This window comes from Aquabacterium sp. (genome assembly GCF_029946005.1).
Classification (GTDB): Bacteria; Pseudomonadota; Gammaproteobacteria; order Burkholderiales; family Burkholderiaceae_C; genus Aquabacterium.
The window spans coordinates 282,027-297,097 of record NZ_JAQSDR010000014.1; the positions used below are offsets into that span (position 1 = coordinate 282,027).

The 15,071-nt window shown below is 65.2% G+C and carries 13 protein-coding genes; 3 read left to right on the plus strand and 10 right to left on the minus strand.

The features are described from left to right. Positions 1-32: 32 nt before the first annotated feature. From PSV38_RS11290 to PSV38_RS11310, 5 genes are read right to left on the minus strand one after another with little or no spacing between them, the layout of a single operon-like run. Positions 33-1,778 (minus strand): FAD-dependent oxidoreductase, encoded by a 1,746-nt coding sequence (locus PSV38_RS11290; RefSeq protein WP_300547442.1) that lies wholly within the window; start codon positions 1,776-1,778, stop codon positions 33-35. Continuing rightward, a complete protein-coding gene (locus PSV38_RS11295) occupies positions 1,775-3,361 on the minus strand; it encodes a polyamine aminopropyltransferase (protein WP_300547444.1) in 1,587 nt (528 codons plus the stop codon). Before PSV38_RS11295 ends, PSV38_RS11290 begins: the two co-directional genes overlap by 4 nt. Beyond that, positions 3,354-3,578: a DUF350 domain-containing protein gene (locus PSV38_RS11300; RefSeq protein WP_300547446.1), complete on the minus strand. Its 225-nt coding sequence runs from the start codon at positions 3,576-3,578 to the stop codon at positions 3,354-3,356. Before PSV38_RS11300 ends, PSV38_RS11295 begins: the two co-directional genes overlap by 8 nt. A 36-nt stretch (positions 3,579-3,614) precedes the next feature. Continuing rightward, a complete protein-coding gene (locus PSV38_RS11305; protein ID WP_300547448.1) occupies positions 3,615-5,213 on the minus strand; it encodes a DUF4178 domain-containing protein in 1,599 nt (532 codons plus the stop codon). A gap of 16 nt (positions 5,214-5,229) precedes the next feature. Next, a complete protein-coding gene (locus PSV38_RS11310) occupies positions 5,230-6,270 on the minus strand; it encodes an SPFH domain-containing protein (RefSeq protein ID WP_300547450.1) in 1,041 nt (346 codons plus the stop codon). 113 nt (positions 6,271-6,383) lie between these two features. Between PSV38_RS11310 and PSV38_RS11315 the strand changes: the two genes are divergently transcribed. Both PSV38_RS11315 and miaB read left to right on the plus strand, forming a co-directional pair. Continuing rightward, the gene (locus tag PSV38_RS11315; RefSeq protein WP_300547451.1) at positions 6,384-6,773 is read left to right on the plus strand and encodes a hypothetical protein; all 390 of its coding nucleotides are present in this window, start codon (positions 6,384-6,386) and stop codon (positions 6,771-6,773) included. A gap of 10 nt (positions 6,774-6,783) precedes the next feature. Continuing rightward, complete coding sequence (gene miaB, locus PSV38_RS11320) at positions 6,784-8,145, plus strand: tRNA (N6-isopentenyl adenosine(37)-C2)-methylthiotransferase MiaB (RefSeq protein ID WP_300547454.1); 1,362 nt, start codon at positions 6,784-6,786, stop codon at positions 8,143-8,145. A gap of 13 nt (positions 8,146-8,158) precedes the next feature. On the opposite strand, the gene PSV38_RS11325 is transcribed toward miaB, so the two are convergent. The 3 genes from PSV38_RS11325 to PSV38_RS11335 are packed head-to-tail and all read right to left on the minus strand — an operon-like array spanning position 8,159 to position 10,667. Then, on the minus strand, positions 8,159-8,431 hold the full coding sequence (locus tag PSV38_RS11325; protein WP_300547456.1) for a DUF4404 family protein: 273 nt from the start codon (positions 8,429-8,431) through the stop codon (positions 8,159-8,161). 30 nt (positions 8,432-8,461) lie between these two features. Continuing rightward, complete coding sequence (bioF, locus tag PSV38_RS11330) at positions 8,462-9,694, minus strand: 8-amino-7-oxononanoate synthase (protein WP_300547458.1); 1,233 nt, start codon at positions 9,692-9,694, stop codon at positions 8,462-8,464. 28 nt (positions 9,695-9,722) lie between these two features. Next, entirely contained in the window at positions 9,723-10,667 is a 945-nt protein-coding gene (locus PSV38_RS11335; RefSeq protein WP_300547460.1) for a DMT family transporter, read from the minus strand. Positions 10,668-10,766: 99 nt separating this feature from the next. Between PSV38_RS11335 and PSV38_RS11340 the strand changes: the two genes are divergently transcribed. Further along, complete coding sequence (locus PSV38_RS11340) at positions 10,767-12,230, plus strand: PLP-dependent aminotransferase family protein (protein ID WP_300547462.1); 1,464 nt, start codon at positions 10,767-10,769, stop codon at positions 12,228-12,230. Here PSV38_RS11340 and PSV38_RS11345 read toward each other — a convergent pair. Together PSV38_RS11345 and PSV38_RS11350 are read right to left on the minus strand one after the other, a co-directional pair. Then, positions 12,218-13,813 (minus strand): response regulator, encoded by a 1,596-nt coding sequence (locus tag PSV38_RS11345; protein WP_300547463.1) that lies wholly within the window; start codon positions 13,811-13,813, stop codon positions 12,218-12,220. The genes PSV38_RS11340 and PSV38_RS11345 overlap by 13 nt on opposite strands. Before the next feature lie 75 nt (positions 13,814-13,888). Continuing rightward, positions 13,889-14,923: a nitronate monooxygenase gene (locus PSV38_RS11350; protein WP_300547465.1), complete on the minus strand. Its 1,035-nt coding sequence runs from the start codon at positions 14,921-14,923 to the stop codon at positions 13,889-13,891. Positions 14,924-15,071: the final 148 nt, after the last annotated feature.

The following is a 15,071-nucleotide window of genomic DNA, read 5'->3' on the forward strand; positions in this document are numbered from 1 at the left end:
GGCCATCCACCCCATGCCCACTCAAACCGCCCTCACCCAGGGCGGTTTTTCTTGGCCCCAATGGCCCGAGCCGCGAATGCGCCCCTGGTGAAGGCTTCTTCGAACACCGAGTAGGCCGAGAGGTCGCTGTGCGCGAAGTGCAGCAGCCCCTGGGGCTGGGCCAAGGCTGCCAGTGCGGGGTGACCACGCAGGCCTGGCGTGGGGATGACCATGGCGTGGCCCCACCGCATCAGGTCGATGCGGCCCAGCTTGCCAGGCAGGTCAGGGTGCACTGGCGACAGGTCGTCCAGCACGTTTTGCGCCCACGTTTGCCAGGGTTGGCGCGCCAGGCGTTGCCTGTGATTTGCCAGGGCTTGCGGGCTTTGACCGCCTAAGGCCCAGTAATGCGTGAGCAGCATGGGGCCGGGCGTGGGGGCCAGGCTTTGATGCCGGGCGTTGACATAGCCCAAAGCTGGCTCCTGGGCATTGGCGGGCAACTGGGGCGTGATGAGCTGGCGGACGTTGTCCCAAGCCATTGGCGCCCCGGGACGGTCCTGCAGCGGCTCTTTCAGCCAAAGGTTGCTGACCAACCAGGGGGCGTATCGCAACAAGGGCGCCAAGGCCTTCAAAGCCGGTGGGATGGGATCGATCAGCCGGGCTGCGATGAACAAAGGCACCGCCACCACCACCTTCTTGACCACCCAGCGGACACGGCGGCCTGATCGGGTGTCCAGCGCATCGACCTGGACCTCGTGTCGGCCGGGCTGGATGCGGGTGGCCATCAGGCCCGCCTGCCAGCGATCACCCAAGCCCTGGGCCAGGCGCTGCGTCAGCCAGGCGTTGCCCTGGGGCCAGGTCAAGACGGCATCGTGCTGCCCGCGGCTGGCGCCTGGTGCGTCAAAGCCGTGCCGACTGGCGAAGTACTGCAAGCCCGCCCAGGCCGAGACCTGGTGGATGCCGGCACCATAGTCGTCGCGGCAGGCGTAGTCCAGGTACCAGCGCAAGGCGGTGGCATCCAAGCCCTGGGCATCCAGCCATTGGGCGAAGGTCTGGCGGTCCAGGGCATCGAGGCCAGGGTGCCAGGGGGCGTGGGCCGTGGGCATGGCGAAGGGCCACTGTCGGGCGGCATGGGCCACTTCTTGAGAAAAGCGCTGGTACTGGGCCTGGGTCTTGGCGGCGTCTGGCGATTCGGCCATTGGCATGGGCAAGAGGCCCTCCTGCCAGTGCCCGGCTTGCACGCCGGGTGGGTAGTCCTGGCGGACATCGGGCACGAACAGGCGCTCTTGCAGGCTGTGGCACAGGTAGCGCTCATCGCCTTGCCAGCGGCCCTGCACCTGGCGGATCACGCCGATTTCTTCCAGCCACTGGGCCACTTCCACGGCAGCGGGGCCGGGCACGGGCAGGTAGTGCGCGCCCAAGGGGCATGGCAGGCCGTGGATGCTGTGACCGCGCGAATTGCCGCCCGCCTCGTCTTCCAGGTCCAGCACCGCGAAGTCGTCGATGCCGACCTGCTGCAGCCCGCGAGCGGCCGACAAACCCGCCACGCCCGCGCCCACGATCAAGGTGTGCACGCGGCGGGTCTGGTCGGGTGTGGCCGACGACGATTTGCCCAGACCATCGCGCCAGGCGTGGCCACGGTCTAGGTGGGCGCCCACCCATCCGCCTTCCACCTCGGGCCGCAAAAGCGGGCCTGCGGTGGCCAGGCCCGTCCCGGCCGACCAGCGGCGGCATCCCGCCAGGCCCACCGCTGCGGCACCACCAAGCCATGCCCGGCGGGTACTGCGGCCCAACCCGCTCATTGGTGCACCTTGCCCCATTCTTCTTCGAAGGTCTGCACCAGCACCTGGCTGCTCAGGCGGTTGGGTTCGGCCTGGACGCGGCTCATGTCGGGGGGGAAGTCTTGCAAAGACGGCAGGCCCGGCACGGTCAAGAACTTCAGACCCGCAGGCAAGTTGGTTGGAACACGCCAGGGCCGGTGGTGCGCGATCACGAAGCCCCATTCGCCGAAGCTGGGCACATGGGCGTGGTAAGGCGTGGCCTGCAAACCCACAGCCTCCAGTGTGCTCACCACGGTCCAGTAACTCTTGCGGGCGATCAGGGGCGAGGTGGTCTGGATGACCGCGTAGCCGCTGGCCGACAGGTGCCGGTCCATCAGCGCGTAGAAGGTGCTGGTGTAGAGCTTGCCAATGGCGTGGTTGGTGGGATCGGGAAAATCCACCACGATGACATCGAAGACTTCCTCGTGCGTGTCCAGCCAGGTGAAGGCATCGGCGTTGACGACGCGCACCTTGGGTGAACGCAATGACGAGTGGTTGAGCTTGACGAGCTGCTCGTCGGTGCTGAAGAGGGTGGTCATGGCCGGGTCCAACTCAACCAAGGTGACCTGCTGAACGCTGGGGTACTTGAGCACTTCACGCACGGCCATGCCATCGCCGCCGCCCAACACCAACACGCGGCGGGGCGCGCCATGAGCACTCATGGCCGGGTGCACCAGGGCCTCGTGGTAACGGTACTCGTCACGCGAATGGAATTGCAGATTGCCATTGAGGAACAGGCGGGTGCCCGCGTGGCCTTGCGTCACCACCACGCGTTGATAAGGGGTGTCGAGGCGGTGGGTGATGGGTTCGCCATAGAAGCGGTCTTCGGCCCAGGTGGTCAAAGGTTGCGCGCCCCACATGAGCGCGCCCAAGGTCAGCACGCACAAGGCACACGCCAAGGCGTGTGCGCCCCACGAACGCAGTTCGCTGCGAAACAGCAGCAGGGCCCACACGGCCACCGCCACATTGAGCAGGCCGAACAAGGCGCCGGTGCGGATCAAACCCAGGTGCGGCACCAGCAGCAAGGGAAAGGCGATGGACACCAGGAGCGCGCCCAGGTAGTCGAAGGTCAGGACCTGCGAGACCAGGTCTTTCAGGCCATAGCGCCCCCGGAAATGGCGCTGCAAGATGCGCATCACCAGGGGGATCTCCAGGCCGACCAAGATGCCCACCAGCAAGACCAGGCCGTACAGCAAGACGCGGAAGGCGCCCACCGCGCTGGCGGGCAAGCTGCCATGCGCCAGGAACAGTGCTGCCGGCATCAGGCCGCCCAGCAAGCCCACCAGCAACTCGATGCGCAGGAAGTGCGCGACCAGGTGCTGCACCAGGTAGCGCGACAACCATGACCCGACGCCCATGGCGAACAGGTAGGTGCCGATGATGGTGGAGAACTGCAGGATGGAATCACCCAACAGGTAGCTGGCCAGGCTGCCCGCCGTCAGCTCGTAGACCAGGCCGCAAGCGGCCACCACGAACACCGAAGTCAGCAGGACCAGCTCGGTGGGTGAGATCCGGGCATCGACCGCCTTGGCATCGGCCGGGGTGGCCGATGGCGCTTCAACCATGGATGGCCGCCGCCACGATGATGCCGATGGACAGGCACATGGCCGCCACCACGATGGCCAGCGCGATGTTTTTCTTCTCGATGATCTCGGCCCAAAGATCGTAGGGGGTGAGCTTGTCCACCACGATGAAGCAGATCCAGAACACCAGCACGCCGATCAGCGCGAACACGATGGAGCCGATGAACACACCGGGCTTGAGCCACTCAAGTTCAAACATGGTTTTCTCCTGGCATCAAAGGTTGAAGGTTGTTGGTCATTTGTGAGAACCGCCGCTGCTGTAGCCACCCCAGGAACCGCCGTGGTAACGGCCGCCGCCACTGCCCCGAGACGATTTGCACTGCTGGTATTCGGTGCTGGCCGAGCCATAAGTCTGGCGCACATCGCTGCAGTCGTCCGAACAACTGAACATGACGAGCACCATCAGCACGACCATGCCGATGATGAGCCATGACGACACGTTGCCATTCCACGAGGATGAGGTCGACGCCCGAGACAGCAAGGTCGAGCCCCGTCGGAACTGCGAGGCATCGGCCGGGTTGATGCGGAAGGCGGCGATGACGGTGTTGGCCTCCAGCGCGCTGCCCGCCGACCACACGACCTCGTTGCCGGTCTGCTCGCGGTTGAGTTGGGCTTTGGCGTTGCTGCCCTGCCCCACGTAATCGGTGTTGTAGGTGCGCTGATCGCGGTAGACGCGCCAGAAGAACTCGCCCAGCACGTAGGTGGTCTTGGCCGGGTAGGTAAAGCGCTTTTTGTAGCTCACGCCTTGCCACTCAACCTTGTCGCCACGACCCAGGGGCGCGCCGGTGATGGGCCGCACGGCGCTCCAGCCATCTTCGGCATCCACCAGGAAGGCAAAGCCCAGGCGCCGGTTGTAGAGCAGGTACTCGCGCCAGAAGGTTTGCTCTTCTTCCTGGCTGTCGGGCTCGTCGCAGCGCTCCTGGTAGCCCACCACCTGCCAGCTGTCCTTCTTGCCATCAATGGTGAGCACACCGGTGCTGCCCAGCGGGATCAAGGGCGCCAGGGCGTTGTCCTGCCGGTAGAAATCCAGGTCGGCCCCCAGGCCCTTGGAGAGGTCAACCACGGACCGGCAGGATGCGCAGGTGATGGATTTGGTGCTGTCCAGCTTGGGGGCCAAGGCGGCCCCGCAGTTGGGGCACGCCATGGCCTGGCCTTGCACCTTGGACACCGAACCTTCGTGTTCATCGCGCAGGCCGACCAGGGCCAGGTCTGGCAGGCGAACGGCGCGGCCCAATGAGCGCGTGGGCGGGTCGCTGCGCGTGTCCAGCGACAAGACCTCGCCTTGCGGGTTGCGCAGCTCGACCACGGTCAGACGGCGCTTGAAGTCGGGCAGGAAGGCCAATTCGCCTTGGGCCGCCTTGACGCTGGCCTGGACCACAGACGCCACGCTCCAGGCCCGGCCATCGATCACGGCCGATTGGCCCGGCTGGGACTTCGTCCAGTCGAAAGCGATGGGCTGACCCGAGGTGGCCGCGTCAAAACCCAGCACGTAGGCGCCGTTGTCCTCGCTCAGCCAGCCGGATCGGCCGTTGTCGAACAGGGCATGCCATTCGTTCCAGGTGCCGTCATCGGCGGCCATCTGCAGGCGCCCGATCAGGGCAAAGCCTTCGCCCTGATGGCGCCCGGTGACGCCCAGTTGCAAAGGGCTGTGGTCATCGAACAGCTCGGCGCTTTGGCCAATGCGGCGCAAGGTCTCGCCATCGCGCACCAAAGTGCTGCGGCAATAGCTGCACACCGCCATGGGCGAGGCGGCCGAGCGGAACTCGACCGGGGCGCCGCAAAACGAGCAGTTGGCGCGCCAGGCGCGCTGAGACTTCGCGTCTTCTTGACTCACGAAAGGCCGCGACCGCTCACGTCAGCTTTTTCAGCAACTCCGCCTTCTTGGCCGAGAACTCGTCGTCCGTGAGGATGCCCTTGGCCTTCAGGTCGGCCAGCTTCTCCAGCGTGGCCATGACCTCGTCGGGGCGGATGCCGGTGCTCTCCTGGGCAGGTGCACCGCCTGGCTGCGCCCCGCCCTGCAAACCTTGCTGGATGGACTGCGCCATGACCTGGCCCAAAGCCAACCCCGCGCCCAGGCCTGCGGCATCGCCAACCACGCCACCGCCGCCGCCACTGGAGGCAGCCAGCGTTGGCAAGGCCTGCCCGGTCTGGTATTGGATGAACTTGCCCATGTTGTCGCCGACCATGCCCATGCCGATGCGCTGGTCCAGGACCTTTTGCAGTTCTTCGGGCAGGGACACGTTCTGCACGGTCACGCTGTCCAGCTTGAGGCCGAGGTCTTCGAAGGCCGATGTGGTGGCGGCCTGCAGGGCCTTGGCGAATTCGATCTGGTTGGCGGCCAGGTCCAGGAATGGCACGCCGCTGCCGGCCACCGCATCGCTCAGGTGCTGGATCAGCACGCCACGAAGTTGGCCGTCCAGGTCTTCGACCGAATAGCTGTCGCGCGTGCCGGCCACCTCGGTGTGGAAGATGCGGGGATCGGCCAGGCGGCAGCTGTAGTTGCCGAAGGCGCGCACGCGCACGGCCCCGAAGTCCTTGTCGCGCAGGGTGATGGGTTGGCTGGTACCCCAGCGCAGGTCAAGCTGCTGGCGGGTGCTGAAGAAATAGACGTCGCTCTTGAAGGGCGAGGCGAACAGCTTGTCCCAGTTCTTCAGGTTGGTGAGCAGGGGCAGGGTCTGGGTGGTGAGCTTGTGCGAACCGGGCCCGAACATGTCGGCAATCTTGCCCTCGTTGACGAACAGCGCCACCTGGGATTCGCGCACCACCAGCACCGCACCGTTCTGGATTTCGCGGTCCTCGAAGGGGTAGCGCCACATCAGGACGCCGTCAGTGGACTCAGCCCATTCGATGACGTCGACGAATTGTTTCTTGATGAAATCGAGCAGTCCCAAGGCTACCTCCCAGTGTTGACTTGGCTTGGCGTTGATCTTACCGAGATCCGTGTGCACTGGGGCGCCCGGCGCTGTAAAATCGAAGGTTCATTCACAGCCCCTGGATCTAAACCATGCATCGCTGTCTATTGGCGGCCTCGGTCGCCCTGGCCCTGGCCGTCCCCGTTTTGGCGTCTGCGCAAATGCAGGTGCAGCGCAACTTCCCCGCCAACGCCTTGCGTGGCGAGTTGCTCGTCACCATCGCCCCCGAAATCAAGCTCAATGGCAAGGATGCCCGCTTGTCGCCAGGGTCGCGCATCCGGGGGCCTAACCAGATGTTGGTCATGTCGGGCGCCATCACGGGTGAGAAACTGATCGTCAACTACACGGTCGAGCAGTACGGAATGGTGCAGGACGTGTGGGTGCTGCGCCCTGAAGAAATCAAGAAGTTGTGGCCCAAGACCCCGCAGGAGGCCGCCACCTGGTCCTTCGACCCCATCGGCCAGACCTGGGCCAAGCCCTGAGCATTTCCCCATGAGCAACACCGCCACCCCCACCAAAGCGACCAAGAAGGTCTACATCAAGACCTACGGCTGCCAGATGAACGAATATGACTCGGGCAAGATGTCCGACGTCATGCATGCCGCCCAAGGCTATGAGCCCACCAACGACCCCGAGCAGGCCGACCTGATCCTGTTCAACACCTGCTCAATCCGCGAGAAGGCGCAAGAGAAGGTCTTCTCTGACCTTGGACGCGTCAAGCACTTGAAGGACAAGGGCGTGATGATCGGCGTGGGCGGCTGCGTGGCCAGCCAGGAAGGCGCGGCCATCATCGCGCGCGCGCCCTATGTTGACGTGGTGTTTGGCCCGCAAACGCTGCACCGCCTGCCCGCCATGCTGGACAAGCGCATCAGCTCGCGCCGCCCGCAGGTGGACATCAGCTTCCCTGAAATCGAGAAGTTCGACCACCTGCCGCCGCCGCGCAAGGAAGGCGCCTCGGCCTACGTGTCGATCATGGAAGGCTGCTCCAAGTACTGCAGCTACTGCGTGGTGCCCTACACGCGCGGCGAAGAGGTCTCGCGCCCCTTTGAAGACGTGCTGACCGAGGTGGCCGACCTGGCCGACCAGGGCGTGAAAGAGATCACGCTGTTGGGCCAGAACGTGAATGGCTACCGCGGCACGATGGGTGGCACCACCGAGGTTGCCGACTTCGCCACGCTGCTGGAGTACGTGGCCGAGATGCCCGGCGTGGAGCGCATCCGCTACACCACCAGCCACCCTAATGAGTTCTCGCAGCGCCTGATCGATGTCTATGGCAAGACCGACAAGCTGGTGAACCACGTGCACCTGCCCGTGCAACACGGCTCAGACCGCATCCTGATGGCGATGAAGCGCGGCTACACCTCGCTCGAATTCAAAAGCACGATCCGCAAGCTGCGTTTGGTGCGGCCCACCATCAGCCTGTCATCGGACTTCATCGTCGGCTTCCCCGGCGAGACGGATGAAGACTTCGACAAGATGATGAAGCTGGTGCACGACCTGGAGTTCGACGCTTCGTTCAGCTTCATCTTCAGCGCGCGCCCTGGCACGCCAGCGGCCAACCTGGAAGACACCACGCCGCAAGATGTGAAGCTCAAGCGTTTGCAGCATTTGCAGGGTGTGCTGGACACGCACGTGACGCGCTTCAGCGAAGCGCTGGTGGGCAAGACGCAGCGCATTTTGGTGGAGGGCCCGAGCCGCAAAGACGCCACCGAGTTGATGGGCCGCACCGAGTGCAACCGCATCGTCAACTTCCCGGGCGGCCCGAACATGGACCGCCTGATCGGCCAGTTGATCGACGTGACCATCACCCAGGCTTATCCGCACTCATTGCGGGCCGAGGTGTTGGTGGCCTGAGGCCGCTCGTCGGTCAGATCCCCATCTTGCCCAGCGTGTCCATGACGTCGCGCAGGGTGGTGGACAGGTAGGGGTGCTCAGCCGAGAAGCGGGCATCGATGGCCTGGGTGCGCTCGTTCAGGCTGGAGACCAGATCGTCTGCGGGTTGTGCGTTCGCGGCCAGGGCCGATTGAATGTCCTTGTCCAGTGACTTGAGCAACTGCTGCAGTTCAGGGTCGAGCTTGCCGCCTGACTCCAGTTCGCTTTGCAATTGCGCCATCGCGGTCTTCAGTTTGTGGGTGTCCATGGTCAAACTCCTTGTTGAAGCCATCGTAGCTCAGACCGCCTCGGACAGGGCCTGGCACAAGGCATCGACGTGCGCAGAAGTGTGCGCCGCCGACAAAGAAATGCGCAATCGGGCGGTGCCGGCGGGCACGGTGGGCGGGCGGATGGCGGGCACCCACAGGCCTTGCCGATCCAGGTGGGCCATCACGGCCAAGGCATCTTCGTTGCGGCCGATGATCAAGGGCTGGATGGCCGTCTCGGATGGCATCAGGCGCCAGGCGGGGGGCAGCTTCAAGCCGGTGCGCAAGCGGTCACGCAATTCGGCCAAGTGTTGGCGCCGCCCGCCCTCGTCCTGGATCACGCGCAGACTGGCGCGCACGGCCTCGGTCAGCATGGCGGGGGCGGCCGTGGCGAACATGTAGGTGCGCGCCTTCTGCACCAGCCATTCGATCAGCGTGGGCTCGCCCGCCACGAAGGCCCCTGCCACGCCTGCGGCCTTGCCCAAGGTGGCCATGTAGATCAGGCGGTGCAAGCGGCCTCGCCATTCAGGCTGCACGCCATCGCGCCCGGTGATGCCCCAATGTGCCAAGGTGCCTTCGCCATGCTCGCCCAACACGCCGAAGCCATGGGCATCGTCGAGCATCAACCAGGCGTCGTGGCGCTCGCACAAGGCCAACAAGGCGGGCACATCGGCGATGTTGCCGTCCATGCTGAACACCGCGTCGGTGAGCACCAGCTTGCGCCGGGCGGTGCTGGCTTGCAAGGCGGCGTCCAATGCGGCCAGGTCACCGTGCGGCATCACCTGCACCTCGGCGCGCGACAAACGCGCACCATCGATCAAGCAGGCGTGGTTCAAGGCATCCGAGAAGATCGCGTCGCCCCGGCCCACCAACGCGGGAATCACACCCACATTGGCCATGTAGCCCGACACAAAAGACACGGCGCGCGGCAGACCCACCATGGCCGCCAACTCCAGCTCCAAGGCCTCGTGCGATGGGCTGTGGCCGCACACCGAGGGTGAGGCCGTGGCCCCCACGCCATAGCGCGCAGCAGCTTGCTGCGCCGCCAGGATCAGGGCGCGGTGTTGTGACAAGCCCAGGTAATCGTTGCTGCCAAAGGACAGGCGCGTCTGGCCGTTGATCACATACGTGGTGCCGCGCACATGTTCTTGGTCGGGCGACAGGTCGGCAGGTGGCAACAGGGGCGAGACCTCGCGGCGGTGGCGCAGCAAATGCGCTTGCGCCAGCTCGGCCAGTTCGCGTTCGAATAGGGGCGTGGAAGACATCGTGCAAGCGTACCAGCCTGCGCGGCATTCACGGGTGATGGCGGATCGGCCGGGCCGCGCGCTGGCCCCAGATCACTACCAGCAACACCGCGCCGGCCACCAGCCAAGTCGACGCATCAACCGCCTCATGCAGCACCAGCACCGACAAGGCGATGGAGGTGAAAGGCTGCATCAACTGCAACTGGCTGACGCGCATGGGATCGCGGGCCAGGGCGGCGTACCACGCGAAGAAGCCCAGCCAGGTCGAGATCACGGCCACATAAGCGAAGGCGCCCCAGGCCTGCCAGCTCACCTCAGCCTTGGGCCAGGACCAGGCAGCGATCGGCAAGGTGATGGGCAAGGCCACGACCAAAGCCCATGAAATCGCCTGCGCCGCGGGCATTTGCCGGGACAAGGCCGCCCCAGCCACATAGGCCAATGACGCGCCCAGCATGGCCACCACGAGCCAGGCATCAGCGCTCACCCAATGGTCGGCGCCATGAGTGCGGGCCACACCCAGCGCGAACACCAACACCAGCGCGCTGCCCAGGGCCCCGGCCAGCCAGAAGGCCCAGCCCGGCCTTTGCCCCAACCACCACGAGGCCAGCGCCGCCGTGCACAAAGGCAGCAAGCCGACGATGACGGCCGCGTGCGCCGCAGGCACCACGCGCACCGCCCAGCCCATGCACAACGGAAAAATCAGCACGGCCCCCAGCACCACCGCGCCCAGCAATGGCCACTGCGCCTTGGCAGGACGGGCCGCGCGCACCACCCTCAGGTAAACCATGGCCAACAAACCGGCGATGGCCCCACGCCCCACCGCCACGAACAACGGCGGCAACTGAGGCGCCTCCACCGAGCCATTGGCCAACCGGGTCATGGGGATGGTCATGGCGAACAACAGCACCGCCAAGGCGCCCAGCCAGCGTGGTGACATGGCGGACCAGGCTGCCAACACAGGGCGGCGGGCAAGGACTTGTGGGGTGGTGTTCATCTGTGGCACTCTAGGGCCACAGACCAGCACATGACCAATACACAAAGCCATGTCATTGAACAATCTGTACTGGCCATACCACCAACACACCCCCCGACCATGAGCACGCCCCTGACCCGCGACAGCGCCCTCACCCTGACTGAGCAACTGGTGGCACGGTTTGCCCAACGCATTCGCCAGCACTTGCTGGCGCCGGGCTCGCGCCTGCCGTCGGTGCGCGATTGCGCCCAGACCCATGGCGTCAGCCCCTACACCGTGGTGGCCGCCTACGACCAACTGCTGGCGCAAGGCTTGATCGAATCGCACCGCCAGCGCGGTTTCTTCGTGCGCCAGACGCAGGGCCATGCCAAAGCTGCCAATCCATCCAAGGCCGCCAAAGCGCCCCACCCATTCCAGCCCCGCACGCCGATCGATGCCACCACGCTCATCAAAGGCATGTTCCACGAGCCGGGCAGCCACCCCATGCCCGGCCTGGGCACCTTGCCCCCGGCCTGGCTGGACGCGGCCATGCTGGGCGCCGCTTTGCGCAAGGTGACCCAAGGCGATCGCCTGCTGCCACTGACCTTGCACTACGGCGAGCCTGCGGGCGATTCACGGTTTCGAGAGGCCGTGTCGCGCAAACTCGGCGAGTTTGGCTTGAAGACGGATGCCGGCCAGATCATCAGCACCGTGGGCGCCACACACGCGCTGGACGTGGTGTCGCGCACCTTGCTGCAAGCGGGCGATGCCGTGCTGGTAGATGACCCAGGTTGGGCCATCGAGTTCGCGCGGCTGGCCCAGATGGGCATGCGTGTGCTGCCAGTGCCACGCGGCCCCGATGGGCCTGACCTGGCCGTGCTGGACGCCCTTTGCAAAGCCCACCGCCCCAAGCTGTACGTGACCGTGTCGGTGCTTCACAACCCCACCAGCGCCCTGCTGTCGCCGGGCCATGCCCACCAGGTTTTGCGCCTGGCCGAAGCGCACGACTTCCACATCTTGGAGGACGACATCTACGCCTATCTGGCGCCAGCCCACGCCACGCGCCTGTGCGTGCTGGACGAGTTGCGCCGCACGATCTCGGTGGGCAGCTTTTCAAAGATCCTGACGCCAAGCTGGCGCGTGGGTTACATCGCTGCGCCATCGCACCTGGTGGACCGCATCATCAACACCAAGCTGCTCACCACGCTCACCACCCCGCCCATCCTGGAGCAAGCGCTGGCACTGTGCCTGGAGCAAGGCCAGTTGCGCCGCCACAGCGAACGCGTCATCCAGCAACTGGACGTCGCCCGCGCCCGCTGCCTTCAGTTGGCGCGGCAATCGGGTTGCCATTTCGCGGCCCAGCCGCAAGGCCTGTTCGGCTGGATGGATGTGGGCGTGGACACCGAACGCCTCACCCTGCCCATGCTGGACGCTGGCTGGCTGATCGCGCCGGGGGCCCTGTTCCATGCCCAACGGCAGGCCAGCACGCTGATGCGCATCAACTTTGCCAGCTCCCAGGATGCACGCTTCTGGAAGGCCCTGGTGGCCGCCCGCAAGCATGCGCAGACGGCGTCAACGCTCAGCAAAGGCGCTCACGCGCAGTAAGGGCGTGCCGTCAACCAGCGCGTGAGCACTGCCGTCAGGGCCTCCACCGACAAGGGCTTGGCCAGGTGCTCATTCATGCCCGCGTCAAGGCAACGCTGGCGGTCTTCACTGAAGGCGTTGGCCGTGAGGCCGATGATGGGCGTGGCGGCATGGCCAGGCAAGGCCCGGATGTGGCGCGACGCGTCCATGCCATTCATGTTGGGCATCTGCATGTCCATCAGGATCAGGTCATACGACTGCCCCTTGGCTCGCTCCAGGGCTTCCAGCCCGTCATTGGCGGTGTCGGCCTCGATGCCCGCGATGTAGTGAAGCATGTCGTGCGCCACCAGCCGGCCCAGGGCCTGGTCTTCCACCAACAATACCCGGGCGCCTTCGCAGCGCAACTTCAGATCACCGTGGCTGGCCGAGGCATGCTGCTCGGGCGCCAAGGCTGCCGCATCAGCCACCTTCAAACGGGCCGTGAACCAGAACACGCTGCCTTGCCCAGGCTCGCTGGTGCAGCCCACCTCCCCGCCCATCAACCTGGCCAGATGCCGGCTGATGGCCAAACCCAGGCCAGGGCCGCCATGGCGCCGGGTCATGGATCCGTCCACCTGCTCGAAGGTGTTGAACAGGCGGTGCTGCTGCTCGGGCGGCACGCCCATGCCGGTATCTTCAACCTCGAAGCGCACCACCACCCAGGAAGGGCTTTGCTCGACCAACTTGACGCGCAGATTGACATGCCCATCGCTGGTGAACTTGGCTGCATTGCTGCCGTAGTTGATCAGGATCTGCTGCATGCGTTGAGGGTCGCCATGCAAGAGCGCCGGCACCCTTGGGTCGATGTGGCGGTCCATCGTCAAGCCTTTGCGGCGCAGGCTCTCGGCGAGCGCATCGCAGGCCGTGTCCAGCATGGTGTCCAGCTTGAAATCAACCGGATGCAGAGACAGCTTGCCCGCCTCGATCCTGGACAAGTCCAGCACATCATCGATGATGCCCAGCAGGTGTTTGGCCGCGCTCATGAGCAGACCCAGGCGATCGCGCTGCTGCGATGTGGGGTGCTCCAGCAGCATCAGCTGCGTCAGGCCCATGATGGCGTTCATCGGCGTGCGGATCTCGTGGCTCATGTTGGCCAGGAAGGTGCTCTTGGCCAGCTTGGCGGCTTCGGCCCGCTCACGCGCCAACACCATCTCGGTCTGGTTGCGCACGATGGCGATCACGCAAAGCTGTCCGTCCAGCTCAATGGGACCCAGGCTGACCTCGGCGTCGAATGTGACGCCGTCGCGACGTTGGGCCTTGAACAAGGTACCGGCCGGCATCTCGCTGCCGGCAGGCATGCTCACGCCACGGCCTGACTGAGCGGCCATGGGCCGCCGTTGAGGCTCTGGCAAAAAATCGTCAATGCACAGCGACGGCATGGTCTGCTCGTCGTGGCCGAACATCAACGCGGCGGCCTCGTTCCATTTAACGAGTCGCCCTTGATCGTCGGCCACCAACAAGGCCTCGGGGGCCAAAGAAAACAGTTGTTCGAACTGTGAACGCACCACACCACCATGCGCCGTCTCTGAAGCTTGAGACGGGCGCAACTCACCTGAATTATTCATCGGTGCCTCTTCGAGGAGCCCTGATACCTCGCATGTTCGCAGGAAACGCCGCGTTGTGCCAGCCCAAAAAAAGTTTCAGCTTTGTTCCAACCGTGTTTTGACGATGTCTGCCGCTTGACTCATCACGCGCTCCACGATTTCGAACACGGTGGGCATGTCATGCACCAGTCCTTGCGATTGCCCGATGAGTTGCACGCCTTCATCGTGGTCGCCTTGGTGGATGGCTTTGCGCATTGCCAAGGTGGCCGCGCCAAAGTAGGCCACCTTGATGGCGCCCACCAGACCTTGCCGCAAGGCATCGCGCATCAAAGGCCACAGCGGCGTGTTGAGCTCTCGCGCTGCGCGCCACGACCGCGCGATGACCAGCCCGGGCCCCAATCTCCGTGCTGTGTACTTCTGGCCACCCGGCGTGTGCATGACGCGACAGCCGTAGGTGTCGAAGTTGGTCGAGTAAATGGTGTCCTCGGCCGGTTTGTCGATGATCAATTGCTTGGTGGCGGCATGCACCACGCTCTCACGCGAGGCAGCAAAGCGTGTGCCCATGGCCACCGCATCCGCGCCCAATGCCAACGCCGCCACCAGGCCGCGGCCATCGGCAAAGCCACCGGCCGCGATGATGGGCAGGTCGGTCATGTCGCGCACCGCGGGTATGAGCACCAACGAGGTCACCGCGCCGCCATGCGCGGCGGCCTCATGGCCGGTCACGATCAGGCCATCGACGCCCATGTCGATGGCCGAACGGGCGTGCTTTTCGTTGGACACCGTGGCGATGACCTTGCCACCGTAGGCATGGGCGCCTTGCACCACCCATTCAGCGCGGCCCATCGACACGTTGATGACGGGGACGCGCTCTTGCAAGGCCACCCGCGCGCATTCGGTGGCACCCGGCAGCAGCAGGCTGCAGCCCACGCCGAAGGGCTTGTCGGTCAAGGCGCGCACCTGCTGGATGGCAAGGCGGCATTCTTCGGCGGACAAGCCTCCCGAGGCCAGGATGCCCAAGCCCCCTGCGTTGCTGACGGCGGCCACCAGTTCGGGCACGGCGACGTAAGTCATGCCGGGCAGGACGATGGGGTGTTCAATGCCCAGGAGGGTGGTGATGCGGGTCTTCATGGTTCAGGGCAGAGAGTGTAGTGGGGCAGCGCGGGGCGCAGGCTGGGCCGGTCTCCAGCCCTTTGTTCGCCCCGCTGGTAGCGTGCCACGGTTGTTTTTCGTGCTGCGCCACCAGCGGGGTGATCAGGGATGAGGCGCAGGCGGGCGG